This window comes from Komagataeibacter sp. FNDCF1 (assembly GCF_021295335.1).
Taxonomy (GTDB): domain Bacteria; phylum Pseudomonadota; class Alphaproteobacteria; order Acetobacterales; family Acetobacteraceae; genus Komagataeibacter.
On record NZ_JAIWOT010000001.1, the window covers coordinates 519002 to 533074 of the forward strand.

The 14073-nt window shown below is 64.0% G+C and carries 8 protein-coding genes; 3 read left to right on the top strand and 5 right to left on the bottom strand.

What is annotated here, in order from left to right; genetic code table 11:
- Positions 1–45: 45 nt before the first annotated feature.
- Together LDL32_RS02395 and LDL32_RS02400 are read right to left on the bottom strand one after the other, a co-directional pair.
- The gene (locus LDL32_RS02395) at positions 46–4278 is read right to left on the bottom strand and encodes a hypothetical protein (RefSeq protein ID WP_233064291.1); all 4233 of its coding nucleotides are present in this window, start codon (positions 4276–4278) and stop codon (positions 46–48) included.
- An 83-nt stretch (positions 4279–4361) separates the two neighbouring features.
- The gene (locus tag LDL32_RS02400; protein WP_233064292.1) at positions 4362–5318 is read right to left on the bottom strand and encodes a hydrogen peroxide-inducible genes activator; all 957 of its coding nucleotides are present in this window, start codon (positions 5316–5318) and stop codon (positions 4362–4364) included.
- A 144-nt stretch (positions 5319–5462) separates the two neighbouring features.
- Between LDL32_RS02400 and ahpC the strand changes: the two genes are divergently transcribed.
- From ahpC to LDL32_RS02415, 3 genes are all read left to right on the top strand, one after another.
- A complete protein-coding gene (ahpC, locus tag LDL32_RS02405; RefSeq protein ID WP_014104162.1) occupies positions 5463–6026 on the top strand; it encodes an alkyl hydroperoxide reductase subunit C in 564 nt (187 codons plus the stop codon).
- 76 nt (positions 6027–6102) lie between these two features.
- Entirely contained in the window at positions 6103–7683 is a 1581-nt protein-coding gene (gene ahpF / locus LDL32_RS02410; protein WP_233064294.1) for an alkyl hydroperoxide reductase subunit F, read from the top strand.
- Between the two features lie 223 nt (positions 7684–7906).
- Positions 7907–9298 (top strand): NAD-dependent succinate-semialdehyde dehydrogenase, encoded by a 1392-nt coding sequence (locus tag LDL32_RS02415; protein WP_233064295.1) that lies wholly within the window; start codon positions 7907–7909, stop codon positions 9296–9298.
- 40 nt (positions 9299–9338) lie between these two features.
- Here LDL32_RS02415 and LDL32_RS02420 read toward each other — a convergent pair whose 3' ends face one another.
- From LDL32_RS02420 to LDL32_RS02430, 3 genes are all read right to left on the bottom strand, one after another.
- Positions 9339–10898, bottom strand: coding sequence for a glucoamylase family protein (locus LDL32_RS02420; RefSeq protein ID WP_233068660.1), 1560 nt, complete (start codon positions 10896–10898; stop codon positions 9339–9341).
- Positions 10899–11085: 187 nt separating this feature from the next.
- The gene (locus LDL32_RS02425; protein ID WP_233064296.1) at positions 11086–11892 is read right to left on the bottom strand and encodes a class III extradiol ring-cleavage dioxygenase; all 807 of its coding nucleotides are present in this window, start codon (positions 11890–11892) and stop codon (positions 11086–11088) included.
- Between the two features lie 130 nt (positions 11893–12022).
- Positions 12023–13912: an amidohydrolase family protein gene (locus LDL32_RS02430; RefSeq protein WP_233064297.1), complete on the bottom strand. Its 1890-nt coding sequence runs from the start codon at positions 13910–13912 to the stop codon at positions 12023–12025.
- Between the last annotated feature and the right edge of the window lie 161 nt (positions 13913–14073).

Here is a 14073-nt window from a genome sequence, read left to right on the forward strand (position 1 = left end):
CGGTCATGGCGCCTGCGCTCCGGCGGGCATGGGCCGCATGTCCCTTCAGCGGCGGAGCTTCCGGGTGATCAGGGCCTGCAGGTCTCGGATTTCCTTCAGTACGGGCTGATAGGTCCCGCGCTCCGACTGGGCCAGATCGGTATAGAGGGCACTGGCTTCATGGGCTGTCTGCAGGGCGGCCTCATACTGCTTGTAGGTCACGCGGTAGCGGGCCAGATCAAGCAGGCAGCGTGCCAGCGGCGCGCGGAATTCCTCCGGCCTGCGGGCGGCAAGATGGCGGTACTGCGTAAGTGCCGCCTTCAGGCTTTCCATGGCGCGGTCGATCTGTTCAAGCCCGTTATGGCATATGAACAGCCTGTACTGGCTGTCGGCCAGCGGCGCGCGATACAGGTCAGGCTCCGTGTCATACAGGCTGGCATAAAGGGCGGTGGCCTCCGTTCCGCTGTCCAGTGCGTCAGCCCAGGCAACAGGCTGCGCCCGCAACCCGCCCCCGCACGATGTGGCAAGGGCCTGTGCCAGCTCCGGCATGAAAAGGCCGGGATGCCGGTCATCCAGTTCACGGTACAGGGCCACGATATGCGCCATGGTGGCCACACCCCCGTCATCATGCGCCGTGGCCGGAAGCGGGAGGGATATCAGCATGGCCAGTGCCTGCGCCAGTGCATGGCGATGGGCCGTGGGATCGCGTGCGGTCAGGTCCCTGAGCAGCATGGCTGCTTCCATGACGGATTCCCGCGCCGCGGCATGGCATGCAAACATGCCCTGCGCCCGTGCCTGTTCCAGCAGGGCGCTGGCAAGATCGGCCTCGATATCAGCAATGGCTTCCTGATGGTCTTCATGTGGCATGCCTAGGATGGCGCGGAACAGGGCGACCGATTTCTGGCATGACCGGAGCGCGGCATCCCGTGCGCCCAGCCGCATCTGGCAGGCGGCAAGCCGGGTGATGTGACGGGCCATGGGCAAACGATGGAAAACCATGCCTTCGTCCACCAGTGCGGCATGAAGGGCGATCACGTGCCTGATGGCCGCCAGCGCATCCCCGTCGCGTCCAAGCGCTTCATACGCACGGGCCTGTAAGTCCGTCAGCATGGCAGGTACGCTTGGTGTCGGCGCATCGTCATAATCGCGCGCATCGGGGCAGGCGGTGTGGACAGCCATGGCCTGTTCGATCACCGCCAGCGCATCCCCCGCCTGTCCGCAATCCACCAGCACCCGGCCAAGCTGTTCCATCTGGAGGACAAGCGGCCTGCTAAATGCCTGCGGGTCGCGTGCGGCAAGGGGTTCAAGCAGGCTCACGCCCATCCTGCACAGGGCAATGCGGTCCGCCTGCTGTTCGGGGCGGGTGTGCAGTCCGGACAGTCGGGTCAGGGTGTCAAGCAGGGGCGGGCAGAAGGTATCGGGATCAGCGGATGCGAATTCGCCCAGCATGCCCAGACTTTCGGTATAGTAATCCCGGACCTGCGCGTCATTCCGGCCATCCTGCAGCGAGATGATGGCATACGCGCACAGCACGGAGGCCAGTATCTCGCGCTGGTCCGCTGCATCGGGATTGCGGGCGACGATCTCCCTCTGCACCGGGAGCATGATCTGCAATGCTTCAAGCAGTTCCGCCATCCGGCCGCTGTGTTCCACTATTTTTTCAAGGTCCTGCACCGCTTCCAGCAGGCGGGGATGAAACGTGTCGGGATCCTGCCGCGTCAGTAATGCAAGCAGGCCGATCACGGCCGTGTGGACGCTGGTTGCCACCTGTGTCTCGCCATTGGTCTTCAGTTGCTGCTGAAGTATGTCCAGGGTTCTGGCGGCCGGCCGTGTCCTGAAATAGCCGTGGCCCTCCGTAGCCATCAGGGTCAGCAGGTCCACGGCTTCACGCGTGGCGGCCACGCTTTCGGTATGACGGGGCGGGCTGAGCGTGCTGTAGCGCCTGCCCAGCCGCAGGAGCAGGTCAACCAGCCCGGAGCGGAAGGCTTCGGGATGTTCAGCGGCCAGGGACCGGTAGCAGGCCACGGCGTCCTTGATGGAACGCAGCGAGTCCTCATACCGCTTCAGCGCATTCTGGCACAGGGAAAGGGTCTCGAGCGTGGTGCCGATCTCGGGGCGATAGTCATCCGCACCGCGCTCTTCCAGCGTTGTATAGATGGAAAAGCTTTCTTCGATGGATTGCAGCGCGTCGGCATGCTGCGCGTTGAAACCCTGCAGGGCGGAGAGCCTGTGCAGTCCCCGGGCAAGGCGGGGCAGGCAGGTATCAGGATCGTCATGGGCCAGCCGGGTGTACAGGATAACCGCTTCCATCGCGGTTTCCACCGCTTCCGCATGCTGTTCCAGGCCGTCCTGATAGGTGGCCATGACCAGGAAGCTTTCCGCAAGATCGGCGCTGCGGCCTGTTTCCTCCGTGCCGGTCAGCTGTGCCTGGATCCCGATGGCCTCGCACACGGCCTGTTCGGCGGCCCTGTATTCTTCCAGCCTGTTATGGCTCATGGCCAGCCTGCACAGGCTGCGTGCACGCTGTGGCAGGTAGAAATCCGACCGTGCTGCCAGTTCGGTGTACAGCGCCACGGCCTGCGCCGCAGCGGCCTGGCCACTGGCGTAATCGCAGATCGTGTTGTACTGGCCCGCCAGCGTATGAAGACCTGCCGCCAGCGCGGGATTGAATGTCGCGGGGTCGGTATCGGCCAGTGCCGCATGGATCGTCACGGCTTCCCGTGCGCAGTGCAGGGCAGCGGTATCGTGAAACAGGGCGGCATTGCGGCGGCATAGCGCGGCAAGCCCCCATGCCAGCATGGCGGCCGGGGGCGATGATGCGTCATCCCGCAGGCACGAAACCAGTGTCCGCACCACGTCCAGCGCGACCGGCTTTATCGCGGCGGGCTGCGTGGGCAGGTTGAGTGCAAGGCGCAGCAGTAGGGCGGGGTCCGTGCAACAGGTGCGCAGAACATGCTCCAGCCCCGTGTGCAACAGGTCATGAGCCTGCGTGCCCGCAGGCAGCAGGCCCAGATTCTGGCAGGCAATGGCAATGCCCGTGACCAGCCGCCCGCGCACGGATGCATGTGCCAGCAGCGCATCGAGCGCGTCCGTCCATTGTCCGTCGGGCAGGGCGGCTGCGAGATGAAGCCCCACGGCTTCCCGCACCATGCCCGGCATGCCTGTCATCGTGGCATCCATCCCGCCATGCAGGGTGGCATGGAATGCGTGCAGGGCCGTATCCCCGATCTGGCGGATCGCCTGAAGATCGTACCCGGTAGCGGATGCGCCAGCCTGAAGGACCGGGCGGAGCATGTCGGCTTTCAGCCCGCCACACAGATGGTCCACCGCGGCAAGATACGGGACTGCCGGGCGCAGGGCCTCCGGCGTGGATAAAGTGGACCGCCACTGCCGCTCCAGACCTGCGACCTGAATGGCCGCCACGCGTGCAAGCAGGGTGGAGGGCGCAAGGCGGCGTGCCTCAAGCAGTCCGTCATGCGCGGCCACAAGCCCGAGCAGGGCAGGGAACACGGTCGCATTCTCCACACTGAGCGCCTTGAGCTTCGGGCCAAGCTGGCGGGTGGCATCGGCAGGCAGCGTGCCGCCACCTGCCGCACGGTAAGCCGAGGCGAAGACGGCAAACTGCGCCTGTGCCCCGGCAAGCGGGCCAAGCGCGGGCCAGCGCATGGCTGGCAGCGCGGTGGCAAGGGGGGCGCTGTCCGCATCGTCCACCCCGAAAATCTGGTCCAGCCACAGGCTGTCCAGCCCCGTGCGTTCAAAGAGCAGGAAGCGCAGCGGATGGGTGCCGGGCGGCTGCCGGAGCACCGCTTTCAGCCATGCCCTGATCAACGGTGTCCGGGTGGCCGCGTTGTCAATCATGACCAGCGTGGGCTGGTTCCATACCGTCTTAAAGCCGGAGGCAGGAAAAAGCCCGGCATCACAGGCGGGCAGGAATCCCGCCAGCCAGCCCTGTTTGTGGGCGCGGGCCGCAATTTCCATGCCCAGCCGGGTCTTGCCCTGTCCTGCCCTGCCGGTAATGACCTGCACGGATGGGGCAGGCGTACCATCGTCCAGCCATTTCGCCACGGTGGCAAGTTCGCTTTCACGCCCCTGAAAGGGGATGGCGCGCATATCGCCCGCATCCAGGACATGGGCTGGCAACTGACCGGTGACCCGCCGCGCGTTATCATGTCCATGATCGGCATGGGTCAGCAGGGACAGGGAATGGCTGGCTGGCGTGCCGTGTCCGGGCACATCGTGTATGATCTTTAAAATCGTGTTTCTGGTATTGAAGGAACTGGCGGGGTCATTCCGGCTCATTGCGTGAACAGGTCCATGGGTCTGAAATATGATGACAGTCACCCTATATGTCCCGTTTCCCCATGACCACGAAATAAAAGTCCCTATGCCGCTTCCGTCCCGCCCGGCATGGGCCGGGTACTGGCGGGGGTACAGCCCTCGGGTATGTTTTCGCGCAGGAAGCGGGCGAAATCGGCAAAGGCCGGGCCACGCGGGTCGGATGCGCGCCAGACAAGCCCGATGGTGCGGCTGGCGCCGGGTACGGGTGCAAGCGTGACCAGATCCCGCCACGCATCTCTGTTGCGCAGCGCCAGGCGGGGTATGAGCGAATACCCTTCGCCCGCGCCGATCATGTGCCACAGCATTTCCAGGCTGGTGGCCAGACGCTGGCGGGCATGCCCGGCGGACGTGCCGCACAGGGCCAGCGCCTGGTCACGCAGGCAGTGCCCGTCCTCCAGCAGCAGCAGGTCCGGGCCCGTCAGGTCCGGCATGGCAAGCGGCTGGCGGCGCGCCAGCGGATGGTCGGCGGGAAAGGCGGCCATGAACGGTTCGTCAAACAGTGCGGCGCACTGCACGCCATCCGCGCTGAGCGGAAGGGCCGCAAGGACCACATCCAGCGCGTCATGGCGCAGCATGGCCAGCATGGTATCGGTCAGGCTGTCGGTCAGCTGCGGGCGGAGCTGGGGGTAGGTCCGGCGCAGCAGCGGCAGCAGGTCGGGTACGTAATAGGGGCCAAGGGTCGCGATCACCCCCATGCGCAGCACGCCTTCCAGCGGGCCCGTCTGCACACGTGCGGCCTCGATCATGGTCCGTGCCGCGGCCAGGACATCACGGCCCAGCGCGATCAGGCGCGCGCCATCGGGGGTCGGGGCCACGTGGCGGCGCGAACGTTCGAACAGGATGACGCCCAGCAGCCCCTCCAGCTTGCGCACCTGCTCGGACAGGCCGCCCTGGCTCACACCGCAGCGTTCCGCCGCGCGGGAGAAGTTGCGCAGGTCATCCACCGCCACGACATATTCGATATCGCGCAGCGACAGGCCGGAAAGGGGAACATAGGTCATGGCTATAGATAGGACCGATATGGACGGATTTGTAAAAAGGTTTTACCGATTACAGCCATTGACAGAAACAGTTTCACCGCATTTCGTGTCTGTGGGACAAGAAGCCCGTCAACACCTGACAAGCGAAAGCAAGGAGCATTCGACATGGCACGCATCAATTCGTCCTTGAAGCCGTTCGAGACCGATGCCTTCCATAATGGCAAGTTCATCAAGGTGAGCGATGCCGACGTGAAGGGAAAGTGGTCCGTATTCTTCTTCTATCCGGCGGATTTCACGTTTGTCTGCCCGACGGAACTTGAAGATCTTGCCGACAACTACGAGACCTTCCAGAAGCTGGGTGTGGAGATCTACTCCGTCTCGACCGACAAGCACTTCACCCACAAGGCATGGCATGACACCTCGCCCGCCATCAGCAAGATCAAGTATGTCATGCTGGGCGACCCGACCGGTCACATCGCACGCAATTTTGATGTGTATATCGAGGAAGCGGGCCTGGCCGACCGTGGCACTTTCCTGATCGACCCCGAAGGCAAGATCCAGTACATGGAAGTCACCGCCGGCAGCATCGGCCGCAGTGCCGCCGAACTGCTCGACAAGATACAGGCCGCCCAGTACGTCGCCTCCCACCCCGGTGAAGTCTGCCCGGCAAAGTGGAAGGAAGGCGGCGCCACACTGACCCCGTCGCTGGACCTCGTGGGCAAGATCTGAGCCCTGCGGTCACGGCCTGGCCCTTCGGGGCCGGGCCATCGTGCCCCCTTTTCGGCAAAGAGCGGAGAGTTTTCCCATGTTGCAAGATCCCATCAAGACGCAGCTCAAGGGGTATCTGGCAGGGCTCGCGCACCCGATCGTGCTCGAGGCCTCGCTGGATGACAGCCCGCAATCGCGTGAGATGCATGAACTCCTGCATGAGGTCGCCGCCCTTTCCGACAGGGTGCAGGTATCGGAGGCGGGGCAGGCCACGCGACGGCCGTCCTTTGCCATAAAGCGCGAAGGCGGGCGGACGGGCGTGACCTTTGCCGCCATTCCCATGGGGCACGAATTCACCTCCTTCGTGCTGGCGCTGCTGCAGGTGGCGGGGCACCCGCCAAAACTGTCCGATGATGAAATCGCGCAGATAAAGGCGCTGCCGGGGCCATATCATTTCGAGACCTATGTCTCGCTGTCGTGCCAGAACTGCCCCGATGTGGTGCAGGCGCTCAACGCCATGAGCGTGCTCAACCCCAATATCAGCAATGTCACGATTGACGGGGCGCTGTTCCAGGACGAAGTCACGGCAAGGAACATCATGTCCGTGCCGCAGGTCTACCTGAATGGTGAACCGTTCGAGACCGGGCGTGCCGATATCGGGCAGCTCCTGGCAAAGCTGGACGCCGATGCCCCCCGCCGGGCTGCGGAAAAGCTGAAGGATACTGCCCCGTTTGACGTGCTGATCATCGGTGGCGGCCCGGCCGGTGCGTCCGCTGCGGTCTATGCCGCGCGCAAGGGCCTGCGCACCGGGCTGGTGGCCGAGCGCTTTGGTGGGCAGGTCATGGATACGGCTGGGATCGAGAATTTCATCTCCGTGCCCGAAACCGACGGGCCAAAACTCGCGGCGGCGCTGGAGGCGCATGTGCGCGCCTATGACGTGGAGATCATAAACGCCCAGCGCGCGAAGGAACTCTTTCCCGCCCCCCGGCCCGGTGGCCTGCACGGCGTGGCGCTGGAAAGCGGGGCTATCCTGCACGCCCGCACGGTCGTACTGGCCACCGGTGCCCACTGGCGGCATCTGGGTGTGCCGGGTGAGGAGGAATACCGTAACAAAGGTGTCGCCTACTGCCCGCACTGCGACGGTCCCTTCTATAAGGGCAAGCGTGTTGCCGTGGCGGGCGGCGGCAATAGCGGGGTGGAAGCCGCGATCGACCTGGCAGGTATCGTGGCGCATGTAACGCTCCTGCAGCGCGGTTCGCACCTGAAAGCCGACAAGGTGCTGCAGGACAAGCTGCACACCCTGCCCAACGTGACTGTCCTGACCGAGGCCCTGACCACGCGCATTGAAGGCAACGGCAGGAACGTGACCGGCCTGACCTATCGTGGCGGCGACGGGGCGGATCATCACGTGGATCTGGAAGGCGTGTTCGTGCAGATCGGCCTGCTGCCCAACACGGGCTGGCTGAAGAATACGCTCAGGCTCAACGATTTTGGTGAGATCATGGTCAATGACCATGGCGCCACCTCCGTGCCCGGTGTGTTCGCCGCAGGCGATGCGACGACAACGCCCTACAAGCAGATCGTCATTGCCATTGGTGATGGCGCAACGGCGGCCCTCTCGGCCTTTGACTACCTGATCCGCGTACCGGCTCCCGCCCCTCAGCCCGTTCCGGCCTGAGGGCTCAGCCACCTTCTGCCAGACCTGACACGCCCGTGCCCCGCATGGGCGTGTTTTCGTTCCGGGTTGCGGCATCCAGCCCCGTAATGGCCACGCAACCCTTGTGGCTGCATGCCGTTGCGCATGGACAGGCAACCTGCGGAGCGCACATCCCGTGCCGTGGAGCCGATCGGGTTCCGGCCGCATGGAACATGCCTGGTACACTGTGTACGGAGGCAGACCAATGGCGTACAAGACAGTCAATCCCTTTACCAACGAAACCGTGGCAACCTTCCCGGACCTGACGGATGCGGAACTGGCCTACAAGCTGGACCGCGCGCAGGAAACCTACAGGGAATGGTCCCGGCTGTCCTTTGCCCGGCGTGCGGCAGTCGTGGGCAGGGCGGCTGAACTGCTGCGCGCGCACAAGGACGAATACGCCCGCTACCTGACACTGGAAATGGGCAAGCTGTACCGCGAGAGCCTGGCGGAAGTCGAACTTTCCGCCGATATTCTGCAGTATTACGCCGATAATGCCGAGAAATTCCTTGCCCCGCAGAAACTGACCGAAAAGAGCGGCCGGGGCGATCAGGCGATGGTGGTCAGCCAGCCGCTTGGTATCGTGTTCGCCATCGAGCCGTGGAATTTCCCCTACTACCAGCTGGCCCGCGTGGTGGGGCCGCAGTTCATGGCGGGCAACGTGGTGGTGGTCAAGCATGCCTCCAACGTGCCGCAGTCGGCTGCCGCCTTCGAGCAGCTGTTTGCCGATGCCGGTGCGCCAGAGGGGCTTTATACCAACCTGTATGCCACCCGCGACCAGCTTGGCACCATCATTGCCGATGACCGTGTGATTGGTGTGGCGCTGACCGGCAGCGAGGGTGCAGGGGCCATCGTGGCATCCCAGGCGGGCAGGGCGCTCAAGAAAACCACGATGGAACTGGGCGGCAGCGACGCCTTTATCGTGCTGGATGACGCGGATCTGGAAAAATCAGTCAGATGGGCGGTATGGGGCCGCATGAACAATGGCGGGCAGTGCTGTGTGGCCGCCAAGCGCATCATCGTGGCCGAGCCGATTGCCGATGCCTTTCTGGACCGGTTTTCCGAAGAACTTGGAAAGCTGGTGCCGGGCAACCCGATGGATGAAAAAAGCGGCGTGCCGCCCCTGTCATCACAGGCCGCGGCCGACCAGCTCAATGACCAGGTGGAGCAGGCGGTCAGGCACGGCGCCATCGCCATGCGCGTGGGCCCCACGCCACCCAACACGGGCGCATTCGTGCAGACGACCATCCTGACCAATGTGGAACCGGACAATCCCGTGTTCCATCAGGAACTGTTTGGCCCCGTGGCCATGTTCTTCCGCGTGAAGGATGACGAGGCGGCCATAAGGCTGGCCAATGACAACCCGTATGGCCTGGGCGGCTCGGTCTTTACCAGTGACACCGCGCGCGGCGTGCGCGTGGCCGAACAGATCGAGACCGGCATGGTCTATATCAACCACCCGACATGGACCACGTCCGACCTGCCTTTTGGCGGGGTCAAGCGTTCAGGTTTTGGCCGCGAACTGTCATCCATGGGCATACAGGAGTTCGTCAACAAGAAGCTGATCGATGTCGTGCCCATAGATGCAACACCCTGATCCGCCATGGCCGTGATGGCAGGTCCATGCCGGCACGGATTCAGGATGGATGGGCGGGCACTGCACTGCCAGCAGGAGCACTGCCCCGCGTGCCGTCCGCCGGGGTGGGGGAGGGAGCAAGCTGCGTGGTGCGGGTGTCCCTGCCCGCCGCCATGGCGGGTGCCGCCGGAAGCCAGCCGCCCTCGAACCCCGCGCGCTCCAGCCCCGCGCGGATATAGGGATTGCGCTTCATTACGTTCCATACCAGCCCGGTGCGCCAGTTCTCGATCATGAGCAGGATCGGCCCCTGGTCAATGCCCAGATATTCGCTGTCGGTCCAGTAGGACCGGCCGCTGTGGAAACTGGGGTTGAACGCATCGACAAAACCATAGCGGCCATAGATTTTCCGGCCGTAGCGGTTCTTCATGTCACGCAGGGTGGGCAGCACGATCTCGGGGGCGAAGGCAATGGAACCGGCGGCGGCGGTGGGAGCGATGGTGCCATCGTCCTGCGTGTAATCGCGGCCCGCGCCACGGGCGGAATAGGACAGGAAATGCCGGTCCTGCCCATCCAGCTTCTGTGTGATCTCGCCCGGTCCGTCACAGGCGGTCAGGCCCCATGTGGTGGCGCTGTAGCCCTGCCATTTTCCGGGATTGGCCACGGCATAGGCCTGCTGGGCATAGACGGCGCGGCGACTGTTCTCGAAATAGTCGATCTGCTTGCCGCGCGCCCATTCATCGCGCACGCCACGGAAGTCGATCCAGGCATGGCTGTACTGATGGCCGAACAGGGGCGCGAAGTTGAGGAAGGTCTGCCCGTAATAATCCCCCCAGCGCTGGTTGTTGGTGGCAAGCCACGCCTGCCATGACGTCGGCTCCAGCCCGTGCGTGGGCGAACCCAGTCCAAGGATATAGGCCATCATGCCCTCGCTGTAGCCTTCCCAGTAGCTTGGAATAAACTGGTGCTCGGGACTCCAGCCCATGCTCAGCCGGTTGTCGGGGCGTTTCATCCACTGCCAGTCCACACGCCTGTAAAGCCGGTCGGCCAGATCACGGATCCCGGCTTCGAGCGGGGTATCGCGGTCATAGAAGGACTGGGCGAACAGCACGCCCTCCATCAGCAGTGCGGTGTCGATGCTGGAGAGTTCTATGTCATGGCTGTAGCGCTGCCCGTTCCCCCTGTTCAGGAAATGGTAATAGAACCCCCTGTAACCCATGGCCCCGTCGGGGCTGTCGTTCTGCGGCCCGTCCATCAGGTAGCGCAGCGTGGCCAGCGTACGGGTGGCCGCCTGTGCGCGGGTAATGTAGCCGCGCGTGGCGCCAATGCCATATGCCGTCAGGCCGAAACCGATGGAGGCGACACTGCTGAAGGTCTGGGCGGCGGGGTAGCGGTCCGGCACAAGCCCGGTCCCGGGATCGGCTGAATCCCAGAACCACTGGAAGGTCCGGCGTTCCAGGTCACTGATCATGGCCATGTCGGCGGGACTGGCGGCGTGGGCCGCAGGCAGGGTGGCGGTGACCCCGGATGTGACCGGCTGTTCGGCGGCAGGCGCGGGTGTGCCGCACAGCGATGTGCAATAGATCAGGGCCGATATGAAAACACCCGCATGGCCCCCCGTCATACGAGGTCGCAAAGCCCAGTCTCCTGCCCGTTATGCCCTGTCTTTATGAATTCAGATCGGCGCGGAAGGCAAGATCCCCACAGGGCTCTGGCGTCAGGAGTTGAATTGCAAAGTGTAACGGTTGCATGGAGACAGCCGACTATGGCGTGCGCTAGGAACGGGTGAAAACCCGCCCTGTCACGATCTGTCAGCCGAAACGGAAGCCCGACAGGGCCTTGCCCATCACGGTATCGCTGTAGTCACGCACGCCACGGTCCTGCCCCGCGGCCCCGGCGGCGAACATGAGCGGCAGCAGATGTTCGGGGCGGGGGTGGCAGATATGGGCGCCCGGTGCGTGCTCCCAGTGGGTCAGGGCGTCGTTGCGGATATCGGGTGCGGCTTCCACCGCGCGGGCAAGCCACGTGTCGAAAGCGTGCGATACCTCATTGGACTGCGGATTGCCGCCCATGAAATGATGCAGGTTGTGATAGGTCATGCCCGTGCCCACGATCAGTACGTTCTGCGCGCGTAGCGGCCGGAGTGCCGCGCCGGTCCGCAGTTCCATGGCCGCGCTCAGGTCACGTTGCAGCGACAGTTCCACCACGGGAATATCCGCCTGCCCGAAGGCAAGCATGAACGGGATGAACACCCCGTGATCAAGGCCGCGTGCAGGGTCTTCCGCTGTGGCCATGCCCGCCCCTTCCAGCAGGTGACGGACCTGTGTCGCAAGCGTGGGTGATCCGGGGGCGGGGTAGCGCAACCGGTAGGTATGGGCTGGAAAGCCGTGATAATCATAAATCAGGGGCGGGTGGGGGCTGGATGTCACGGTGGGCACGCCGGTTTCCCAATGGCCTGACATGACGACAATCCCGTCAGGCCGCCGGGGCAGGGTGGCGGCAATGCCGCGCAGGTGGGCGGCCATGCGGTCCCACGTATCGGGCCAGTCCATGAAGAAGCACGGCCCGCCCCCGTGGGGCAGGAACAGGACCGGCTGGATGGCGGATTGCTGTTCCATGCGGATACCCTCCCGGCGTGGGCCATAGGCTGCGCGGCATCATCGCGTGTGTCATGGCACGATGCCACGAAAATGTTCAGGTTCCTGCCGCCACCGTTATCATGCGGGCAATGCGGATGGCCGGGGCCGGTCAGCGATACGCCCGCTCAAGCGGATGCTCCCTGGAGCGCATCACCCGGCCATAGGCCTGCTGGCCGAAGCCGCTGGCGTAATCGGTGCCTGTCCATGCTGTCGTGCCGCCAATCATCACATGGCGTACGACCCCCGTGGGGCGGTTGATCACCTGCCTGCACCCGAACTGGGCGCGATAGGTGAAGGCGTAGGTTTCCTCCGGGTTCCAGGCATGCAGCGCCAGGGGGTCGATCACGCACAGATCCGCCTGCGCGCCGACCTTTATGGTCCCGGCATTGAGGTTGAAGAAGGCGGCCGGCAGTCCGGTCAGCCTGTGCACGGCGGAGGTCACGGCGTGCATGCCATCTTCCTGCGCGATCTTGAGAAAGCGCAGGTTGCCATCATAAAAACCGATATTGGCCAGATGGGCGCCACTGTCATTGAAGCCCGGCAGGGTCTGCGGGTTGAACAGCAGTTTTTTCAGGATATCCGGGTTACGGTTGGCAAAGGTCGTCTCCCACCGCAGGGCGGTATCCCACTGCCGCAGCAGATGGAGGATGAATGTGGCGTCATCGCCCACCGGGTCGGGGAAGGTGGCAAAGAACCGGGCTTCCGCCTGGTCGGCGGCCCCATGTCGGCCCCGTGTCTTCTGCCAGCGCCGCAGACGGTCATAGGGACCCTGCAGGGTCTGGCCATCCCACTGCGACAGCGGGCATTCGGCGACCTTCATGTCCGCAAGGTTGCGGGTCAGCACCGTTTCCTCCTGCCGCACCAGCCTGCGCAGCCGCGCCAGTGACCAGCCTGTCTTTCCCTTCATCCACATCTCGCGGAAGGATGCGATCCACTGTGGATCATCCATGATGCGCGCGCGCCCTTCACGGTCATCCAGTTCGCGTTCGTTCAGGCCCCGCAGTGCGGGAATCTCGTCGGCAAGGGGATTGATCGCCCCGTCACTCCATACCCTGAAGGAGCCGGACAGCACCTGAAAGCGGAAAATTCCCTTCAGGACCCTGGAATTGAGGATGGCGGACAGCATCAGGCACATGCCGACCGCAGCGCGGTTGGTCTGCAGGTCGATGGCAGCAAGCACGGTTGTCCTGAGCGGGCGTCCGAACAGCCGCCCGCTGGTCAGCAGGAAGGCGCGCACGGCCTCGATGATGTCATCCTTGGGCGGTGTTGCCTGCCACACGCGACCGTAGCGGCGCACCACGCCGGTCAACTGCTTCAGTTCCCTGTAGCCTGCGTACTGCGTGGGGATCTTGCGCTTCTTGTGCGGATCGTTGGCCAGGAAGTGAAAGGGCAGCGCATCGGTGGAAAAACCGGCATATCCCTGCGCCATGCCCGCATCCAGCAGCCGTTCCATGCGCCCGCGCTCACGCCGCGTGGGGCTGCGGCTTATGGACTGCTGCAGGCCCATCACCTCGATACGGAGCATGGAATGCGGAATGAGCGGAACGATGTTCGGACCCAGCGACAGGCTGGAAAGATGGTCAAGATAGCCCTGTGAATCCGACCATGTACAGGTATTGGCCACCTTGCCCAGCACGGTCTTGGGCATGTTCTCCACGCGGGCGAAGCAGTCCACGATCGGGTCTTCCCCGTCGCGGCGCTGGTTGCCGTAGGTGACCCCGATCGAACAGTTTCCGATCACAACCGTGGTCGTGCCATGGCGCACTACTTCCGGCAGTTCGGGGGCGATTTCCACTTCCAGGTCCAGATGGGTATGAATATCCAGCATGCCGGGCAGGAGCCACAGGCCCGTACAGTCTATCTCTGTCGTGTCGCCCTCCACCTCCAGCGCCGGGCCCATTGCGGAAATCCTGCCGCCGGATACGGCAACATCCGAAATGACGGGATTGCATCCGGTGCCATCGAACAGAAGGGCGTTTCGGTAGACGGTATCGGGCACACGGGCCTCCATACAGGGGTTATGACGGACAGGGCAGGGCGGGAGAATCGTGGCTTCCTGATGGCGGTGGCAACAGGTTGTGCCCCATGCATACAACATCAGGAACCGGCGGTGGTTCCGCGATGGTGGCGCGGCGCGCGCAAAACCATGCCGGGGTACGG

Coding starts and splice junctions, on each gene's coding strand:
- ahpC (WP_014104162.1), top strand. CDS start 5,463: ATGGCACGCATCAATTCGTCCTTGAAGCCGTTCGAGACCGATGCCTTC.
- LDL32_RS02395 (WP_233064291.1), bottom strand. CDS start 4,278: ATGAGCCGGAATGACCCCGCCAGTTCCTTCAATACCAGAAACACGATT.
- ahpF (WP_233064294.1), top strand. CDS start 6,103: ATGTTGCAAGATCCCATCAAGACGCAGCTCAAGGGGTATCTGGCAGGG.
- LDL32_RS02400 (WP_233064292.1), bottom strand. CDS start 5,318: ATGACCTATGTTCCCCTTTCCGGCCTGTCGCTGCGCGATATCGAATAT.
- LDL32_RS02415 (WP_233064295.1), top strand. CDS start 7,907: ATGGCGTACAAGACAGTCAATCCCTTTACCAACGAAACCGTGGCAACC.
- LDL32_RS02425 (WP_233064296.1), bottom strand. CDS start 11,892: ATGGAACAGCAATCCGCCATCCAGCCGGTCCTGTTCCTGCCCCACGGG.
- LDL32_RS02420 (WP_233068660.1), bottom strand. CDS start 10,898: ATGACGGGGGGCCATGCGGGTGTTTTCATATCGGCCCTGATCTATTGC.